Raw genomic sequence first — 16,507 nt, 5'->3', positions numbered from 1 at the left:
AAGAGTTAGCGACACGCCCGACCGCGGGGGTCGGACCTCGGCGGGGTGAGGAACCCGGATTCATCCGGATTCAGTCCGTGCGAGGCGTGCCGGTCCGACGAGGACCACGTCTAGGGCACAGCAACTGTACAGAGAGTGCTATCAGAAAGAGGCATGACGCCATGGCGGGACAAAAAATCCGCATCCGGCTGAAGTCGTATGACCACGAGGTCATTGACGTTTCTGCCCGGAAGATCGTAGAGACGGTCACGCGCGCAGGCGCAACCGTAGTCGGCCCCGTGCCGCTGCCGACGGAGAAGAACGTGTACTGCGTCATCCGTTCGCCCCACAAGTACAAGGACAGCCGCGAGCACTTCGAGATGCGCACCCACAAGCGCCTGATCGACATCGTCGATCCGACTCCGAAGGCCGTCGACTCGCTCATGCGTCTCGACCTTCCGGCTGACGTCAACATCGAAATCAAGCTTTAAGGGGAGGTGCTGAGAGACTATGACCGCAACCCGTAATGTCAAGGGCCTGCTGGGCACGAAGCTCGGCATGACCCAGGTGTGGGATGAGAACAACAAGCTCATCCCGGTCACCGTCGTCCAGGCCGACTCCAATGTCGTGACCCAGCTGCGCAACGCAGACCGCGACGGATACACCGCGCTCCAGATCGGCTTCGGCCAGATCGACCCGCGCAAGGTCACCAAGCCGCTCGCCGGCCACTTCGAGGCCGCCGGTGTCACGCCGCGTCGCCACGTCGTCGAACTGCGCACTGCTGATGCCGGCTCCTACGAGCTCGGCCAGGAACTCTCTGTCGAGATCTTCGAGGCCGGCCAGAAGGTCGACGTCGTCGGAAAGAGCAAGGGCAAGGGCTTCGCCGGTGTCATGAAGCGTCACGGCTTCTCCGGCGTCGGCGCTTCGCACGGCGCGCACAAGAACCACCGTAAGCCGGGTTCCATCGGTGGCGCGTCCACCCCGGGCCGCGTCTTCAAGGGCCTGCGCATGGCTGGCCGCATGGGCGCCGTTCGCCACACCACGCAGAACCTCACGGTTCACGCTGTGGATGCCGAGAAGAACCTCCTCTTGATCAAGGGTGCCGTTCCCGGCGCCCGCGGCCAGGTCGTCCTCGTGCGCTCTGCCGTGAAGGGAGCATAACCAAATGGCTAACTCTGTGAAGGTCGATCTCCCCGCCGAGATCTTCGACGTCCAGACCAATGTCCCGCTGCTGCACCAGGTCGTCGTTGGCCAGCTGGCCGCGGCTCGCCAGGGTACGCACAAGACGAAGACCCGCGCCGAGGTTTCGGGTGCAGGCCGCAAGCCGTTCAAGCAGAAGGGCACCGGCCGGGCTCGTCAGGGCTCGATCCGCGCCCCGCACATGACCGGCGGCGGCATCGTGCACGGCCCGACCCCGCGCGACTACTCGCAGCGGACCCCCAAGAAGATGAAGGCCGCCGCGCTCCGCGGTGCTCTGTCGGATCGCGCTCGTCACGAGCGCATCCACGTCATCGAGTCCCTCGTGGCCGGCACCAAGCCGTCCACCAAGGAAGCGCTGGCAACCCTTCGCGCTCTCACCGAGCGCAAGAACATGCTCGTTGTCATCGACCGCGCCGATGACGTTGCAGCACTCTCCGTGCGCAACCTCACCGACGTCCACGTGATCTACGTCGACCAGCTCAACACGTACGACGTGCTGGTCGCCGATGACGTGGTCTTCACCAAGGCTGCCTTCGATGCCCTGGTCAACAAGGAGGAAGCCAAGTGAGCGCCGCCTTCACCAAGACTCCGCACGACGTGATCATTGCTCCCGTCGTCTCCGAGAAGAGCTACGGCCTGATCGACGAGGGTAAGTACACCTTCCTGGTCGACCCGCGCTCGAACAAGTCCGAGATCAAGAACGCCGTGGAGAAGATCTTCGGCGTGAAGGTTGCCTCGGTCAACACCATCAACCGTGCCGGGAAGCGCAAGCGCACCCGCTTCGGCTGGGGCGAGCGCAAGGCTACCAAGCGTGCGATCGTGTCGCTGAAGGAAGGCACTATCGACATCTTCGGCGGTCCGCTTTCCTAAGCGGAGACCACTTTAACGAGGAATAAAAATGGGAATCCGTAAGTACAAGCCGACAACGCCGGGCCTCCGTGGCTCGTCCGTTGCCGACTTCGCAGAAATCACCCGGACCACTCCGGAGAAGTCGCTGGTTCGCCCGCTGACTAAGTCCGGTGGTCGCAACAACAGCGGCAAGATCACCACCCGTCACAAGGGTGGCGGCCACAAGCGCGCCTACCGTCTGATCGACTTCCGTCGTCACGACAAGGACGGCGTGCCGGCGAAGGTCGCTCACATCGAGTACGACCCCAACCGCACGGCCCGCATCGCGCTGCTCCACTACGTGGACGGCACGAAGCGCTACATCATCGCCCCGAACAAGCTCTCCCAGGGCGATGCGGTCGAGGCCGGCCCCAACGCCGACATCAAGCCGGGCAACAACCTCCCGCTGCGCAACATCCCGGTGGGTACTGTCATCCACGCCGTGGAGCTGCGTCCGGGCGGCGGTGCCAAGATGGCCCGCTCGGCCGGTGCCTCCATCCAGCTGGTGGCCCGCGAGGGCAAGTTCGCCCAGCTGCGTCTGCCCTCGGGCGAGATCCGCAACGTCGACGTCCGCTGCCGCGCGACGATCGGCGAGGTCGGCAACGCCGAGCAGTCGAACATCAACTGGGGCAAGGCCGGCCGTAACCGCTGGAAGGGCATCCGCCCGACCGTCCGCGGTGTGGCCATGAACCCGGTCGACCACCCGCACGGTGGTGGTGAGGGCAAGACGTCCGGTGGCCGTAACCCGGTCAACCCGAACGGTAAGAAGGAAGGCCGCACGCGCCGCCCGAACAAGGAAAGCGACAAGCTCATTGTGCGTCGTCGTCGTACTGGCAAGAACAAGCGATAGGAGCCTGGAGACATGCCACGCAGCCTGAAGAAAGGCCCCTTCGTAGATCAGCACCTGTTCCTCAAGGTTCTGGCTGAGAACGAAAAGGGCACCAAGAACGTCATCAAGACGTGGTCCCGCCGTTCGATGATCGTCCCCGACATGCTCGGGCACACGATCGCCGTACATGACGGCCGCAAGCACGTGCCGGTGTTCATCACCGAGTCGATGGTCGGGCACAAGCTCGGCGAATTCGCTCTGACGCGGACTTTCCGCAGCCACGTGAAGGACGACAAGAAGGGCAAGCGCCGCTAGTCCCCTCGGGGACCGGAGGCATTTGCACTTCTTCGAAAGACGAGAGAAGGAAAGCAATGGAAGCCAAGGCTATTGCGCGCCATATCCGCGTGACGCCTATGAAGGCCCGGCGCGTCGTCGACCTTGTTCGTGGCAAGCAGGCGAATGAGGCTCTGGCGATTCTGAAGTTTGCCCCGCAGGGCGCTTCGGAGCCGGTCTACAAGGTAGTCGCATCGGCGGTCGCGAACGCTCGCGTCGCAGCCGACCGTGCCGGTGTTGCGTTCAACGAGGACGAGCTGGTCATCAGCGAGGCCTTCGTGAACGAGGGTGCCACCATGAAGCGGTTCCAGCCGCGGGCCCAGGGCCGCGCGTTCCGCATCAACAAGCGGACCAGCCACATCACGGTGGTTGTGTCCAGCCCGGAGAAGGGTGGGGAGAAGTAAATGGGTCAGAAGATCAACCCGAACGGTTTCCGCCTCGGCATCACGACCGACCACGTGTCGCACTGGTTCGCCGATTCGAGCAAGCCCGGTCAGCGCTACAAGGACTTCGTTAAAGAAGATGTGAAGATCCGCGAGCTCATGACCACCGGCATGGAGCGTGCCGGTATCGCCAAGGTGGAGATCGAGCGTACGCGTGACCGCGTCCGCGTCGACATCCACACCGCCCGCCCGGGCATCGTCATCGGCCGCCGCGGTGCCGAGGCCGAGCGCATCCGCAGCGAGCTCGAGAAGCTCACGGGCAAGCAGGTGCAGCTGAACATCCTCGAGGTCAAGAATCCCGAGATCGAGGCTCAGCTGGTCGCCCAGGGCATCGCCGAGCAGCTTGCTTCGCGTGTGGCGTTCCGCCGCGCGATGAAGAAGGCCATGCAGGGTGCGATGCGCGCCGGCGCCAAGGGCATCCGTGTCCAGTGCTCCGGCCGTCTCGGCGGCGCCGAGATGTCCCGCAAGGAGTTCTACCGCGAGGGTCGCGTGCCGCTGCACACCCTGCGGGCGAACATCGACTACGGCAAGTTCGAGGCCAAGACCACCTTCGGCCGCATCGGCGTGAAGGTCTGGATCTACAAGGGCGACGTGACCGCGAAGGAGCTCGCAGCCCAGGCTGCCGCCGCTCCGGCCCGCGGCCGCGGTGGCGACCGTGACCGTGGTCCCCGTGCCGGTGGCGAGCGCCGCCGTCGTAACGACCGCAACACCGGTGGCAAGCCCGAAACGGCTCCGGCCGCCCAGGCGCCGGCCGCCGCAGAAGGAGGACAGGCGTAATGCTTATCCCACGCCGAGTTAAGTACCGCAAGCAGCACCACCCCAAGCGGAGCGGCGCTGCCAAGGGCGGCACCACGGTGTCTTTCGGTGAGTACGGCATCCAGGCCATCACTCCGGCCTACGTGACGAACCGCCAGATCGAGGCCGCTCGTATCGCCATGACCCGCCACATCAAGCGTGGCGGCAAGGTCTGGATCAACATCTACCCGGACCGTCCGCTGACGAAGAAGCCTGCCGAGACCCGCATGGGTTCCGGTAAGGGTTCGCCGGAGTGGTGGGTCGCCAACGTCAAGCCGGGACGCGTCATGTTCGAGCTCTCCGGTGTCAATGAAGAAGTGGCTCGCGAGGCTCTGCGCCTGGCGATCCACAAGCTGCCGATGAAGGCTCGCATCGTGCGTCGTGAGGGTGGTGAATGAGAATGGCAATCGGTTCTAAGGACCTTGCTGTCGAGAAGTTGAATGGTCTCGACGACGCAGCCCTCGTCGAGGAGCTGAAGAAGGCCAAGGAGGAGCTGTTCAACCTCCGGTTCCAGTCCGCCACCGGCCAGCTGGAAAACCACGGTCGCCTGAAGACTGTCAAGCGCGACATCGCCCGCATCTACACGGTGCTGCGCGAGCGCGAGCTGGGCATCCGTCAGGCCGCACCCGCAGAGGACGCCAAGTAATGAGCGAGAAGGAGAACGCAGTGGCTGAGCAGGCAGAGGCCCGCGGTTACCGCAAGACCCTTCGCGGGTACGTGGTTTCCGACAAGATGCAGAAGACCATCGTCGTCGATGTGGAGGATCGCGTGAAGCACTCCCTCTACGGCAAGGTCATGCGCCGCAACAAGAAGGTCAAGGCCCACGACGAGAACCAGACCGCCGGCATCGGCGACCTGGTGGTCATCGCCGAGACCCGTCCGCTGTCCGCGGACAAGCGCTGGCGCCTCGTCGAGATCGTCGAGAAGGCCAAGTAGCCCTCTCGTCACTCGACGGACTGCAGACCACGGCGGCCCCCACCTCACCCGAGGCGGGGGCCGCCGTCGTCGTACCCGGGCCTATATCACGGGATTGGCGCGATGCGCCAACATGGCCTAGACTGGGAGATCTGTGCGCTCTGTGCGTCGGGACTATCCACCCCGGCGTCGGACATTCGTGGCAGGAGCCGGCAACGGCCGCCACGGCACGGCCCCGCGATATTCGCCTCGGCCCTGCTTCACTCATGCAGCTGACTCACGTCCGCGCTGTTTCGAAGCAGGGGTAAGCGCCAGTCGCGGGCGGTACATATCCGTTCCGCAAGGCTCCCAGCGAGAACCAGCGAGACGACAGGAGCAGATAGTGATTCAGCAGGAGTCGCGACTCAAGGTTGCCGACAACACTGGTGCCAAGGAAATCTTGACCATCCGTGTTCTCGGTGGCTCTGGCCGTCGCTACGCAGGCATCGGCGACACGATTGTCGCCACCGTCAAGGATGCAATCCCTGGCGGCAACGTCAAGAAGGGTGACGTCGTCAAGGCCGTCATCGTTCGTACCAAGAAGGAGCGCCGCCGTGCGGACGGCTCCTACATCAAGTTCGACGAGAACGCAGCCGTCATTCTGAAGAACGACGGCGAGCCGCGCGGTACCCGTATCTTCGGCCCGGTCGGACGCGAGCTTCGCGACAAGAAGTTCATGAAGATCGTTTCCCTGGCTCCGGAGGTGCTGTAACCATGGGTGCAAAGATCAAGAAGGGCGACCTGGTCCAGGTCCTCAACGGCGCCAAGCAGGACCGCGGCGGAGACCGCGGCAAGCAGGGCAAGGTGCTGAAGGTCTTCCCGGAGACCAACCGCGCCATCGTCGAAGGCATCAACCGCGTGACCAAGCACGTCAAGGCCGGTCAGAACGCATCGGGTGGCGCCACCGGCGGCATCGAGGTCGTCGAGGCGCCGATCCACATCTCCAACCTTGCGGTGGTCGACCCTGAGTCGAACAAGCCGACTCGTGTTGGTTTCCGCGAGGAGACCGTCGAGAAGGATGGCGTGAAGAAGACCGTGCGCGTTCGCTACGCCAAGGCTTCCGGAAAGGCTCTGTAATGACTGATGTGAAGATTCAGCCGCGACTCCGGGGCAAGTACCTCGGCGAGGTCCGCGACGCTCTCCAGGCGGAGTTCGAGTACGCCAACGTCATGCAGGTCCCGACCCTGACCAAGGTTGTCGTGAACATGGGTGTCGGCGAGGCCGCCAAGGACTCGAAGCTCATCGAGGGCGCTGTCCGCGACCTCACCCAGATCACCGGCCAGAAGCCGGTCGTCACCCGTGCCCGCAAGTCGATCGCCCAGTTCAAGCTGCGCGAGGGCATGCCGATCGGTACGCACACCACGCTGCGCAACGATCGCATGTGGGAGTTCGTCGACCGCCTGGTCACCCTGGCGCTGCCGCGTATCCGCGACTTCCGCGGCCTCAACGGCAAGCAGTTCGACGGCAACGGCAACTACACCTTCGGTCTGACGGAGCAGTCGATGTTCCACGAGATCGACCAGGACCGCATCGACCGGGTCCGCGGCATGGACATCACTGTGGTGACCACCGCCAAGACGGACGAGGAAGGCCGCGCGCTGCTCAAGGCGCTGGGCTTCCCGTTCAAGACCGAAAACTAGACAACTACGTTGCAGGTCCGCACTGATCGCGGAAACCACAACGAGGAAGGGCTGAAGCCCACATGACTATGACAGATCCTGTCGCAGATATGCTGACTCGTCTGCGCAACGCCAACTCGGCTTTCCATGACTCGGTCTCCATGCCGTCGTCGAAGCTGAAGATGCGCGTCGCGGAGATCCTCAAGCGCGAGGGCTACATCGCCGACTACGCCGAAGAGGCAGCTGAGGTCGGCAAGACGCTGACCATCACCCTGAAGTTCGGCCCGAGCCGCGAGCGCTCGATCGCCGGCATCCGCCGCATCTCGAAGCCGGGCCTTCGCGTGTACGCGAAGTCCACGAACCTCCCGCACGTGCTGGGCGGCCTCGGCATCGCCATCCTGTCCACGTCCTCCGGTCTGCTGACGGACCGCCAGGCAGCCAAGAAGGGTGTGGGTGGGGAAGTCCTCGCCTACGTCTGGTAACGGGAAGGGAGAACAGACACATGTCCCGTATTGGAGTACGTCCAATCACCGTCCCGTCCGGCGTCGAGGTCACGATCGACGGCAACGTCGTGAAGGTCCGCGGTTCCAAGGGCGAACTGTCCCAGACCATCGCTAACCCCATCACGGTTTCGATCGAGGAGAGCACCATCACGGTGTCCCGCCCCGACGACTCCCGTGAGGCCCGCTCGCTGCACGGCCTGAGCCGCACGCTGATCGCCAACATGATCCAGGGCGTCACCGAGGGTTACACCAAGAAGCTGGAAATCCACGGCACCGGTTACCGCGTGCTGGCCAAGGGCCAGGACCTCGAGTTCGCCCTCGGCTACTCGCACCCGATCACCGTCACCGCGCCGGAGGGCATCACGCTCGCCGCCGAGGGTGCCAACAAGGTCGTCGTCTCCGGCATCAGCAAGCAGCGCGTCGGCGAGGTCGCCGCCAACATTCGCAAGCTGCGTCGCCCCGACCCCTACAAGGGCAAGGGCGTCCGCTACGAAGGCGAACAGATCCGCCGCAAGGTCGGAAAGGCTGGTAAGTAGATATGGCTATCGGTATCAAGGGTAAGAGCAAAGCCGCGGCTCGCGGCCGCCGCCACCTGCGCCTGCGCAAGAAGCTGGCCGGCACGACCGCGCGTCCGCGCCTGGTCGTCACCCGGTCCACGCGTCACATGTTCGTCCAGATCGTGGACGACAGCCGCAGCGTGACCGTGGCCTCCGCTTCCACCATGGAAGCCGACCTGCGCGCGTTCGACGGCGACAAGACCGCCAAGGCCAAGCGCGTCGGCGAACTGGTCGCCGAGCGCGCCAAGGCTGCCGGCATCGAGGAGGTCGTCTTCGACCGCGGCGGCAACAAGTACCACGGCCGTGTGGCCGCGGTTGCCGACGGCGCACGTGAAGGTGGGCTGGCACTGTGAGCGAAGCAACTAACGAGAAGGAAACCCAGGTGTCTGAAGCTACTGAGCAGACCGCCCAGGCGACCGGCCAGGCCGAGAACACCGGTGGCCGTCGTGGCGAGGGTCGCGGCCGGGGCGAAGGCCGTGGCCGTGGCGAGGGTCGTGGCCGTGGTGGCCGCGATTCGCGCGACAGCCGCAACGACGACAAGGACAAGTTCCTCGAGCGCGTTGTGACCATCAACCGCGTCTCCAAGGTCGTCAAGGGCGGCCGTCGCTTCAGCTTCACCGCCCTCGTGGTGGTCGGAGACGGCAACGGCCTGGTCGGCGTCGGCTACGGCAAGGCCAAGGAAGTTCCCGCGGCCATCGCCAAGGGTGTCGAGGAGGCGAAGAAGAACTTCTTCCGCGTCCCCCGCGTCGGCACCACCATCCCGCACCTGGTGACGGGCGAGGCCGCTGCCGGCGTCGTCCTGCTCCGCCCGGCCGCACCGGGTACCGGCGTTATCGCCGGTGGCCCGATCCGCGCCGTGCTCGAGTGCGCCGGTATCCACGATGTCCTGTCCAAGTCCATGGGCTCTGCCAACCAGATCAACATGGTGCACGGCGCCATCGCTGCTCTGAAGGGCCTCGAGGAGCCGGCCGCCGTGGCCGCGCGCCGTGGACTGGCTCTGGACGAGGTCGCGCCGGCAGCGATGCTGCGCACCCTCAATGATCAGAAGGCAGGTGCCTAGCCCATGGCGAAGAACCTGGTCCCCAGCGACACCAAGCTGGCCATCACCCAGACCAAGTCCACCATTGGTGGCAAGCAGAACCAGCGCGATACCCTGCGTTCGCTCGGTCTCAAGCGCATCGGCCACACCGTGGTCCGTGACGCCGACGCCGTGACCGTGGGCATGATCAACACGGTTCGGCACCTCGTTCAGGTTGAGGAGGCGAAGTAATCATGGCTAAGAACGAATCGGCTCTCAAGGTTCACCACCTGCGTCCCGCCGAGGGTTCCAAGACCGCGAAGACCCGTGTGGGTCGCGGCGAGGCATCCAAGGGCAAGACGGCAGGCCGCGGTACCAAGGGCACCAAGGCTCGTTACCAGGTCAAGGCCGGCTTCGCAGGCGGGCAGCTGCCGCTGCACATGCGCCTGCCGAAGCTCCGCGGGTTCAAGAACCCGTTCCGCGTCGAGTTCCAGGTCGTGAACCTCGACAAGCTGAACGAGCTCTTCCCCGAGGGTGGCGAGGTCACCGTCGAGTCCCTGGTCCAGAAGGGCGCCGTTCGCAAGAACCAGCCCGTCAAGGTCCTCGGCACCGGCGACATCACCGTCAAGGTGGACGTGAAGGCCAACGCCTTCTCGAAGTCCGCCGCTGAGAAGATCGCCGCCGCAGGCGGCTCCGTGACCGAGCTCTAGGCTTGGCCCACGGCTAGGCGAGCCCCCGGCCGACGCGCACTGCGTCGGCCGGGGGCTCGCTGTTTAACCCCTATTTCACTCTCGGGTGAGCCTAATGTGAGCGCCGCGTCACGATTGCCGGTAGACTTCAACGGGCATTCCGCCCCCGTACGCCCCCACAGTTCTCAGGAGGACGCTTGTTCAGCGCCATTGCCCGGATCTTCCGGACGCCTGACTTGCGACGCAAGTTGTTGTTCACGCTTGGGATCATCGCGATCTATCGCCTCGGTGTCTTCATCCCGACCCCCGGTGTGGACTACGGCAACGTCCAGCGGTGCCTGGCACTGGGCAACACCTCGGGTGGCGTCTACGAGTTCGTCAACCTCTTCAGCGGTGGCGCACTCCTGCAGGTCTCGATCTTCGCGATGGGCATCATGCCGTACATCACGGCGTCCATCATCGTGCAGCTGCTCCGCGTGGTGATCCCACGCTTCGAGGAGCTCCACAAGGAGGGCTCGGCCGGTCAGTCGAAGCTGACCCAGTACACGCGCTACCTGACCATCGCCCTCGGCCTGCTGCAGGCGACGACCCTGGTCTCGCTCGCCCGCAGCGGCATGCTCTTCAACGGCTGCCAGTTCCCGGTGGTCCCGGACCAGCACCTGCTGATCATCCTGCTGATGATCCTCACGCTGACGGCCGGCACGATCGTCATCATGTGGATGGGCGAGATGATCACCGAGCGCGGCATCGGCAACGGCATGTCCATGCTGATCTTCGTCTCCATCGCGGCCGGCTTCCCGTCCTCGATGGGCGCCATCGCCTCCGCCCAGGGCTGGGGCGTCTTCGCCGCGGTGATCGCGATCGGCCTGCTGGTCATCGCGGGCATCGTCTTCGTGGAGCAGTCCCAGCGCCGGGTCCCGGTGCAGTACGCCAAGCGCATGGTCGGGCGCCGCACCGTCGGCGGCTCGTCCACGTACATCCCGATCAAGGTCAACATGGCCGGCGTGATCCCCGTGATCTTCGCGTCCTCGATCCTCGCGCTGCCCGGCATGCTGGTGCAGTTCAACTCCAACCCGGAGGGGCCGCAGCCGGGCTGGGCCACCTGGCTCGGGACGTACATGAGCAGCTCGAGCCCGCTGTACATGGCGGTCTACGTGCTCCTGGTCATCGGCTTCACCTACTTCTACGTCTCCATCACCTTCAACCCCACGGAGGTCGCGGAGAACATGAAGAAGTACGGGGGCTTCATCCCCGGCATCCGCGCGGGCCGGCCCACGGCGGAGTACCTGCAGTACGTCCTCAGCCGCATCACCTTCCCGGGGTCCCTGTACCTGGGCGTGATCGCGCTGACCCCGTTGATCGCCTTCGTGCTGATCAACGCCGACCAGAACTTCCCCTTTGGCGGCATCTCGGTCCTCATCATGGTCGGTGTGGGCCTTGAGACCGTCAAGCAAATCAATGCTCAGATGCAGCAGCGACACTACGAAGGACTCCTGCGATGACACGTCTCCTCATTGTCGGCCCCCCAGGTTCGGGCAAGGGCACCCAGGCCGTTCGGATCTCCGAGCGCCTCGGCGTCGTCGCCATCTCCACCGGCGACATCTTCCGCGCCAACGTCAAGGGCGGGACCCCGCTGGGCCTCGAGGCCAAGAAGTACATCGACGCCGGCGACTTCGTTCCGGACTCGGTCACCAACAACATGGTCCGCGACCGGCTCCAGCAGGAGGACGTCAAGGACGGGTTCCTGCTGGACGGCTACCCACGCACCTCGCCTCAGGTCGACGAGCTGGACAGCATCCTCGCCGAGAACGGCCAGGAGCTGGACGCCGTCCTGCAGCTCACCGCGGACGACGAGGAGCTCGTGGAGCGCCTGCTCAAGCGCGCGGCCGTCGAGGGCCGCGCCGACGACACCGAGGACGTCATCCGCCACCGCCTGGCGCTGTACCACGAGCAGACCGAGGTCGTCGTGAAGCGCTACCGCGAGCGCGGCATCGTCCGCGAGGTGAACGGCATCGGCGAGATCGACGAGGTCACCGCCCGCGTCCTCGACGCCCTCGGACAGCCCGCAGCCTGACCGGCACCCGACTCACCCGGACGGCAGCCCTCGCACGCACCGCGAGGGCTGCCGTCTTTGCCGTCCCACCTGCTCCACCGATAGGAACTCCATGAGCTTCATCCGCTCGTCCAAGATCGAGTACAAGTCCAACCCCCAGATCCTCAAGATGCGCGAGGCCGGCCTCATCCTGGCCGAGGCGCTGGACGCCACCGTCGCCGCGGCGGCGGTCGGCAAGACGACGGCGGAGCTGGACCAGGTGTTCGAGTCCGTCATCACCGGGCACCACGCCACCAGCAACTTCAAGGGCTACCACGGCTTCCCCGCCACGATCTGCGCGTCCGTCAACGAGGAGGTCGTCCACGGCATCCCGGGGGAGCGGGTGCTCCAGGACGGCGACGTGCTGAAGATCGACGGCGGCTGCATCGTGGACGGCTGGCACGCCGACTCGGCCCGCACCGTCATCGTCGGCACCGCCGACCCCGCGGACCAGCGTCTCTCCGACGTCACGGAGGAGGCCATGTGGCGCGGCATCGCGGCGCTGGCCGAGGCGCGCTTCGTGGGCGAGATCGGCGAGGCGATCGACGACTACGTCTCCGAGCAGGACGGCGCCCGGCTCGGGATCCTCGAGGACTACGTCGGCCACGGCATCGGCTCCGAGATGCACATGCCGCCGGACGTGCTGAACTACCGCTCCGGTCACCGGGGCCCGCGGGTCAAGCCGGGCATGTGCCTGGCGATCGAGCCGATGCTGGTGCGCGGCGACATCGAGACCGCCGTCCTCGAGGACGACTGGACGATCGTCACGACCGACCGCAGCCGGGCCTCCCAGTGGGAGCACACGGTCGCCGTCACCATGGCGGGGATCTGGGTGCTCACCGCGCACGACGGCGGGGCGGAGCGCCTCGCGAAGTACGGCGTCACGCCGTCGCCGATCCAGCCGTAGCCGGACGTCAGCGGGTGGGGACGCGCGAGCGGAGCGTGGGCAGCCCGGGGCCGTCGAGCTGCTCGAGATAGACCGCCCGGCCCGCCATCGCCATGACCAGCGCGAGCGTCGGACCGGAGACCGCGGGGCCGGAACCCGCGGCGAAGGGGCCGTCGTCCGCGCGGAGCTCCAGGCCCGCCGCCGTCTTCCGGCTGGAGACGGTGAAGTCGTTGGCTGCGAAGAACTCCGCGACGGGAGTGAGCGCCTCGACGCTGGGGGAGTGGTCGAGGCCCAGCGGGTGCCGGATGTCCTGCGCGTGGACGAGGACCTCGCCGAGGTAGGCGGGCGTGTGACCGGACGGCGCCGTGGTACTGCCGATCACCCCGCGGAAGCGAGCCAGCGTCTCCTCCGGGGTGGCGCCGCGGTGCTCCTCCAGCCGCCGTTGGTTGTGCAGGTCCGGCCGGAACCGGGCGCCGACCATGCTGCGGATCCACGCCCACTGGCCGATGCTCGCCGCGGCCGTCAGGTGCGCCACGACGTCCTCGACATTCCAGGCCCCGCAGAGCGTCGGGTGCCGCCACTGCTCTGCCGAGAGGCCGGCGAGGTCGTCCGCCAGGGCGGCCCGCTCGGCGTGCGCGAGGGCCCACAGCTCGTCGTCCTGCTGCTTCATGCCGCGGCCGTCCCGTGAAGTCGGGGAGCGCCGGGGCCCGAGAGGCGGTCGGCATCGATCGGGCGGCCGGAGACGGCCAGCAGCAGGTCCACGCCGTCCGCGACGACGTCGTCGCCGGAGCCCCACGCCGTGCCCGTGCCGGACTCGACGAGGCGCAGGCCCGCGACGCGCTCGCGTCCGCCGCCGAAGGAGACCGGCGTGCGGACCTGGTAGTCGATGGCCCGGGTGACGGCCTCCGCCGGGTAGTCCCCGGTCAGGCCGAGGGGGCGCCGGATGTCCTCGCCGTGGACAACGCCCTCGACGAGTCGGGTGGCGGGGCTGGCCGGGGGCGTGCGCTCGAGGCCGGCTGAGGCCTCGAGGTCCGCGAGTGTCTCCTGGGGAGAGGGTCGCCTGGACCGGGCGATCCCAAGCTCGTTGGCCCGGTCGAAGTCGAAGCCCGCCCGCACCAGGTCCCGGACGAAGGCCAGGCGGCCGGAGCGGGCGGAGTCGACGAGGTGGGCCACGACGTCGTGCACGTCCCAGCCGGGACAGAGCGAGGGCGTCCGCCACTGCTCGGGCGAAAGCCCGGCGAGGTCGCGGACGAGGCGCCGGCGCTCGGTGTGCACCGTGGGCCAGACTGGTCGGGATGTGCTCATATCGCTCCCCTCGAGCGCCCCACGAGGAACGCTACTACTAATGAAGTCGACACTACTGCAGCAGTAGTACGATGTGTCAATGGCTTCCCGACGCTCCTACGGCTCCTACAACGACGGCTGCGCGGCCGCCCACGCCCTGGATCTGGTGGGCGAGCGATGGACGATGATCGTGGTCCGGGAACTGCTGTTGGGCCCCAAACGCTTCTCCGACCTGCAGCGGGACGTCCTCGGGATCGGCCCGGCGGTGCTCACGCAGCGGCTCCAGGGACTCGAGTCCAGCGGCATCGCCGTGCGGCGCCGGCTCCCGGCGCCCGCCCGGGTGGAGGTCTACGAGCTCACGGAGTGGGGCTACGCCCTGGAGGACGTCAACACGGCGCTGTCCCGCTGGGCGGTCTCCTCGCCGGCGCTCCCGATCGAGGCGGACATGAGTCCCGACACGGTGGTCCTGGCCATGCGCGCCCACGCGCGGCCGGTGCCGGGGCCGGCGGGGGAGCAGCGGATCTCGCTGCTGCTCACCGACTCCCGGCGAGAGGGGGCGGATCCGGTCGGCTACACGGCGCTGGTCTCGGAGCAGGGCACCAGCGTGGTCCGGGACGAGGCGGGCGACCCGTCGCGGGCCGACGCCTGGATCGCCGCGACGACGCGGGACTGGAAGGCCTGCCTGATCGGAGGCGTCCCGCTGGACGATCTGCCCGGGGTGACCGTCTCCGGTGACCCCGGGGCGGTGCGGCGGCTCGTCGGCGCCACCGCGCTGCGCGGCCCCGCCAGCCCTGCCAGCGTCGGGTGATGCGGCGCAGCCCCGCCAGCGCCGGGTCGGGCTGACGGGGCTGCGCGACGAGCGAGGCAGCGAGCTAGGCAGCGAGCTAGGTAGCGAGCGAAGCAGCGACCGAGGCGGCGGGCGGTCAGGCCTGGAGCTTCGGCGCGACGTCGTTCTCGTAGATCCCCTCGAGCGTCTCGCGGAGCTCGGACAGGGCGCCCGCTGGATCGGCCTGCTGGGTCAGGATCGCCGTGGCGGTCTTGGCCATCTCCTGATCGGCGCCGGGAAGGAACACGCGCGCGTAGTCCTGGACGCGGGTGACGGCGAGCTGGTCGACGGCGGTCTGCAGCTGGGGGACCTCGGCCAGCACCGAGCTCAGGTCCGCCGACTTCCGGTTCGGCAGGTAGCCGGTGGCGGCGGAGAAGGCCGCGGTGTTCTCGGGCTCGCCGACGAACTTGATGAACAGGGCCGCGGCCAGCTGCTCCTCCGGCGTGACGCCGGACGGGATGCCGAGCCCGGCGCCGCCGGTCGGGCAGACGGGGCCCTCGACGCTCCCGCCGGGCAGGAAGCCCACGCCCACGTCGAACTGGGCGTTCTCCAGCACGCCCACCAGCGAGCCGGTCGAGAGGAGGGTGGAGGACACGGCGCCGGAGGAGAAGTCGGCCGCCGCGTCGGAAGAGGAGACGCCCGCCCACCCGTGCGTGTACACCGAGTCCTGCATCCACTGGAAGGCCTGGACGGCGGCGTCCGAGTCGCACGCGATCTCCCACTCGTCGGACCAGGCGGCGCCCTCGCCCCAGAGGTTGTTCTGCATGGTCCACCCGGCGTAGCCGGCCACGTCCGGGTACATGAAGGCGTGCAGGAAGCCGTCCACGCCGCGGCCGGAGGCCATGAGCTCGGGCGCCCACTGCCCGAACTCGGCCCACGTCTCCGGGGCCCGGTCCGGCAGGCCGGCGGCCGCGAAGTGCTCCTTGTTGTAGTAGAACAGCGGCGTCGAGCGTCCGTACGGCATGGCCCACTGGGCGCCGTCGTACTGGTAGTCGGCGACGAGCGAGTCCTGGTAGTCGGACAGGTCCCAGTCGAGCGCGGAGATCATGGGGTCCAGCGGGACGATCGTCCGGTCCATGTAGTAGCGGAACCACCAGACGTCGGAGAGCACCACGACGGCGGGCAGCCCCGACTTCGCCGTGAGGGTCGACTGGAACTTCTGGGCGATCTCCTCGTAGTTGGAGCCGGCCGTCACCAGGTTGACCTTGATGTCGGGGTGGGCGGCCTCGAACTTGGCGATCAGCTCCTTCTCCACCGCCTGGGACTGACCGGGGTGGTTGGACCAGAAGTCGATCTGCGCGGCGGGGGTCACGCCGCTGAAGTCGACGGCGGCGGACGCCTGGGCGGCCCCGCCGGACGCCGTGGACGGGCCGCCGCAGGCCGCGAGGGCGGCGGTGGCCCCGCCCAGCGCCGCGAGCGACAGGAAGCGGCGGCGACCGAGGCCGCGGGACGGGTCGGAGTTCGGGAGGACGAGCTGGTTCGCGGGCATGGTGGCCTTTCGGTTGTTGGCTCGGGCGAGCCGGTGGAGGGCGGATGATGTTGAGGTGGAACGAGGTGGGTGGAACAGCAGGTGGGTGGAACGGCGGGGGAGAGCGGCGGCCGGGAGGCCGGC

General features: G+C 67.1%; 26 protein-coding genes and 1 pseudogene. 24 read left to right on the top strand and 3 right to left on the bottom strand.

Going from position 1 to position 16,507, the window contains the following annotated elements; all coding sequences use genetic code 11:
- Positions 1-161 precede the first annotated feature (161 nt).
- From rpsJ to map, 23 genes and pseudogenes are all read left to right on the top strand, one after another.
- On the top strand, positions 162-470 hold the full coding sequence (gene rpsJ, locus ABD784_RS04720) for a 30S ribosomal protein S10 (protein ID WP_013349689.1): 309 nt from the start codon (positions 162-164) through the stop codon (positions 468-470).
- 19 nt (positions 471-489) lie between these two features.
- Entirely contained in the window at positions 490-1,140 is a 651-nt protein-coding gene (gene rplC, locus ABD784_RS04715; RefSeq protein ID WP_344880632.1) for a 50S ribosomal protein L3, read from the top strand.
- Between the two features lie 4 nt (positions 1,141-1,144).
- Positions 1,145-1,747 (top strand): 50S ribosomal protein L4, encoded by a 603-nt coding sequence (gene rplD / locus ABD784_RS04710; protein ID WP_344880629.1) that lies wholly within the window; start codon positions 1,145-1,147, stop codon positions 1,745-1,747.
- A complete protein-coding gene (gene rplW, locus ABD784_RS04705) occupies positions 1,744-2,049 on the top strand; it encodes a 50S ribosomal protein L23 (protein ID WP_344880626.1) in 306 nt (101 codons plus the stop codon). The genes rplD and rplW overlap by 4 nt, the downstream gene beginning before the upstream one ends.
- A 28-nt stretch (positions 2,050-2,077) precedes the next feature.
- The gene (gene rplB, locus ABD784_RS04700; RefSeq protein ID WP_344880623.1) at positions 2,078-2,917 is read left to right on the top strand and encodes a 50S ribosomal protein L2; all 840 of its coding nucleotides are present in this window, start codon (positions 2,078-2,080) and stop codon (positions 2,915-2,917) included.
- Positions 2,918-2,929: 12 nt separating this feature from the next.
- Positions 2,930-3,211, top strand: a complete 282-nt coding sequence (gene rpsS, locus ABD784_RS04695) for a 30S ribosomal protein S19 (protein ID WP_344880620.1) — start codon at positions 2,930-2,932, stop codon at positions 3,209-3,211.
- 56 nt (positions 3,212-3,267) lie between these two features.
- Complete coding sequence (rplV, locus tag ABD784_RS04690) at positions 3,268-3,633, top strand: 50S ribosomal protein L22 (protein ID WP_309081123.1); 366 nt, start codon at positions 3,268-3,270, stop codon at positions 3,631-3,633.
- The gene (rpsC, locus tag ABD784_RS04685; protein WP_344880617.1) at positions 3,634-4,449 is read left to right on the top strand and encodes a 30S ribosomal protein S3; all 816 of its coding nucleotides are present in this window, start codon (positions 3,634-3,636) and stop codon (positions 4,447-4,449) included.
- On the top strand, positions 4,449-4,865 hold the full coding sequence (rplP, locus tag ABD784_RS04680) for a 50S ribosomal protein L16 (RefSeq protein WP_309081121.1): 417 nt from the start codon (positions 4,449-4,451) through the stop codon (positions 4,863-4,865). The genes rpsC and rplP overlap by 1 nt, the downstream gene beginning before the upstream one ends.
- A gap of 2 nt (positions 4,866-4,867) precedes the next feature.
- Positions 4,868-5,110 (top strand): annotated as a pseudogene (gene rpmC, locus ABD784_RS04675) (50S ribosomal protein L29); the annotation flags it as partial.
- A gap of 2 nt (positions 5,111-5,112) precedes the next feature.
- On the top strand, positions 5,113-5,403 hold the full coding sequence (gene rpsQ, locus ABD784_RS04670) for a 30S ribosomal protein S17 (RefSeq protein WP_344880614.1): 291 nt from the start codon (positions 5,113-5,115) through the stop codon (positions 5,401-5,403).
- 361 nt (positions 5,404-5,764) lie between these two features.
- Positions 5,765-6,133 (top strand): 50S ribosomal protein L14, encoded by a 369-nt coding sequence (gene rplN / locus ABD784_RS04665; protein ID WP_309081119.1) that lies wholly within the window; start codon positions 5,765-5,767, stop codon positions 6,131-6,133.
- A 2-nt stretch (positions 6,134-6,135) separates the two neighbouring features.
- Positions 6,136-6,498: a 50S ribosomal protein L24 gene (gene rplX / locus ABD784_RS04660; RefSeq protein WP_344880612.1), complete on the top strand. Its 363-nt coding sequence runs from the start codon at positions 6,136-6,138 to the stop codon at positions 6,496-6,498.
- A complete protein-coding gene (gene rplE, locus ABD784_RS04655) occupies positions 6,498-7,061 on the top strand; it encodes a 50S ribosomal protein L5 (protein ID WP_344880609.1) in 564 nt (187 codons plus the stop codon). The genes rplX and rplE overlap by 1 nt, the downstream gene beginning before the upstream one ends.
- Positions 7,062-7,123: 62 nt before the next feature.
- Positions 7,124-7,522 carry a 30S ribosomal protein S8 gene (gene rpsH / locus ABD784_RS04650; protein ID WP_344880606.1) on the top strand — a complete coding sequence of 133 codons (399 nt, stop codon included), beginning with the start codon at positions 7,124-7,126 and terminating at the stop codon, positions 7,520-7,522.
- A gap of 20 nt (positions 7,523-7,542) precedes the next feature.
- Positions 7,543-8,079 (top strand): 50S ribosomal protein L6, encoded by a 537-nt coding sequence (gene rplF / locus ABD784_RS04645; RefSeq protein WP_344880603.1) that lies wholly within the window; start codon positions 7,543-7,545, stop codon positions 8,077-8,079.
- Between the two features lie 2 nt (positions 8,080-8,081).
- A complete protein-coding gene (gene rplR / locus ABD784_RS04640; RefSeq protein WP_309081114.1) occupies positions 8,082-8,453 on the top strand; it encodes a 50S ribosomal protein L18 in 372 nt (123 codons plus the stop codon).
- Positions 8,450-9,160 (top strand): 30S ribosomal protein S5, encoded by a 711-nt coding sequence (gene rpsE / locus ABD784_RS04635; protein ID WP_309081113.1) that lies wholly within the window; start codon positions 8,450-8,452, stop codon positions 9,158-9,160. Before rplR ends, rpsE begins: the two co-directional genes overlap by 4 nt.
- A 3-nt stretch (positions 9,161-9,163) precedes the next feature.
- On the top strand, positions 9,164-9,370 hold the full coding sequence (gene rpmD, locus ABD784_RS04630; protein ID WP_309081112.1) for a 50S ribosomal protein L30: 207 nt from the start codon (positions 9,164-9,166) through the stop codon (positions 9,368-9,370).
- 2 nt (positions 9,371-9,372) lie between these two features.
- Positions 9,373-9,828, top strand: a complete 456-nt coding sequence (rplO, locus tag ABD784_RS04625; protein ID WP_344880600.1) for a 50S ribosomal protein L15 — start codon at positions 9,373-9,375, stop codon at positions 9,826-9,828.
- Positions 9,829-10,004: 176 nt separating this feature from the next.
- Positions 10,005-11,309 (top strand): preprotein translocase subunit SecY, encoded by a 1,305-nt coding sequence (secY, locus tag ABD784_RS04620; protein ID WP_344880596.1) that lies wholly within the window; start codon positions 10,005-10,007, stop codon positions 11,307-11,309.
- Complete coding sequence (locus tag ABD784_RS04615) at positions 11,306-11,881, top strand: adenylate kinase (RefSeq protein ID WP_344880593.1); 576 nt, start codon at positions 11,306-11,308, stop codon at positions 11,879-11,881. The genes secY and ABD784_RS04615 overlap by 4 nt, the downstream gene beginning before the upstream one ends.
- A gap of 91 nt (positions 11,882-11,972) precedes the next feature.
- Positions 11,973-12,806, top strand: a complete 834-nt coding sequence (gene map / locus ABD784_RS04610) for a type I methionyl aminopeptidase (RefSeq protein ID WP_344880590.1) — start codon at positions 11,973-11,975, stop codon at positions 12,804-12,806.
- 7 nt (positions 12,807-12,813) lie between these two features.
- On the opposite strand, the gene ABD784_RS04605 is transcribed toward map, so the two are convergent.
- Both ABD784_RS04605 and ABD784_RS04600 read right to left on the bottom strand, forming a co-directional pair.
- Positions 12,814-13,455: a maleylpyruvate isomerase family mycothiol-dependent enzyme gene (locus tag ABD784_RS04605; protein WP_344880588.1), complete on the bottom strand. Its 642-nt coding sequence runs from the start codon at positions 13,453-13,455 to the stop codon at positions 12,814-12,816.
- Positions 13,452-14,090 carry a maleylpyruvate isomerase family mycothiol-dependent enzyme gene (locus ABD784_RS04600; protein ID WP_344880586.1) on the bottom strand — a complete coding sequence of 213 codons (639 nt, stop codon included), beginning with the start codon at positions 14,088-14,090 and terminating at the stop codon, positions 13,452-13,454. The genes ABD784_RS04605 and ABD784_RS04600 overlap by 4 nt, the downstream gene beginning before the upstream one ends.
- 79 nt (positions 14,091-14,169) lie before the next feature.
- Between ABD784_RS04600 and ABD784_RS04595 the strand changes: the two genes are divergently transcribed.
- Positions 14,170-14,877 carry a winged helix-turn-helix transcriptional regulator gene (locus ABD784_RS04595; RefSeq protein WP_344880583.1) on the top strand — a complete coding sequence of 236 codons (708 nt, stop codon included), beginning with the start codon at positions 14,170-14,172 and terminating at the stop codon, positions 14,875-14,877.
- Between the two features lie 115 nt (positions 14,878-14,992).
- Here the strand turns inward: ABD784_RS04595 and ABD784_RS04590 are convergent, their stop codons facing one another.
- The gene (locus ABD784_RS04590) at positions 14,993-16,384 is read right to left on the bottom strand and encodes an ABC transporter substrate-binding protein (protein WP_344880580.1); all 1,392 of its coding nucleotides are present in this window, start codon (positions 16,382-16,384) and stop codon (positions 14,993-14,995) included.
- Positions 16,385-16,507: the final 123 nt, after the last annotated feature.

This window comes from Zhihengliuella alba, from assembly GCF_039538765.1.
GTDB lineage: Bacteria > Actinomycetota > Actinomycetes > Actinomycetales > Micrococcaceae > Zhihengliuella > Zhihengliuella alba.
The sequence above is the reverse complement of the archived record's forward strand: the minus strand, read 5'-3'. Positions and strand labels throughout refer to the sequence as shown.